At 59.7% G+C, this 536-nt stretch carries 1 protein-coding gene and 1 pseudogene; both read right to left on the bottom strand.

Translation table 11 applies throughout. From position 1 onward, the window contains the following. The coding region (locus DM373_RS28440) for a phosphatase domain-containing putative toxin (protein WP_110996613.1) at positions 1–449 on the bottom strand (449 nt) is incomplete at its 3' end. A gap of 12 nt (positions 450–461) precedes the next feature. Further along, a pseudogene (locus DM373_RS28445) lies at positions 462–536 on the bottom strand (arsenical resistance protein ArsH); the annotation flags it as partial.

Below are 536 nucleotides of genomic sequence, written 5' to 3' on the forward strand. Positions count from 1 at the left end.
GCACGTGGACGCAGGGCCTGGACCTGGGAAACAGCTTCCTGCACAGGGATGCCGCACTCGATCATCAGGCGGGCGGCAAACAGGCCGGTGCGGCCAGAGCCGCCCTTGCAGTGAATGGCGATCGTCTTACCGGTCACCACCAGCTCTTTCAGGCGTTCCCGGTGAGTTTCCCAGGCAGCAGCAAACGGCTCACCGGGTGCTTCGTCGTCTTCGACCGGCAGGTGGAACCATTCGAGGCCCAGCAGTTGGCACTCCTCGGGAAGCAGATCGATCTCGTTCTGCAGCAGTTCTTCACTCGGCATCAGGGTTACCAGCGCGCTCGCGCCGGCATCGCGCAGCGTTGCCAGAGCCTGAGATACCGATGTCTCCTTGGTACCTGGGCACGGAGTGAAGATCAGCTGGCCGACCAGTTCGGAATTAGCCAACACGGAATACGGGTGCAATTGCATGCTCACAAAGCCTCAAATGGATCGTTGATTGACACGCTTGGATAGTTCTTCAGCCGACTCTTTACGTTCGGAGTAGCGATCGACCAG

Source organism: Pseudomonas sichuanensis, from assembly GCF_003231305.1.
In the GTDB taxonomy this organism is placed as follows: Bacteria; Pseudomonadota; Gammaproteobacteria; order Pseudomonadales; family Pseudomonadaceae; genus Aquipseudomonas; species Aquipseudomonas sichuanensis.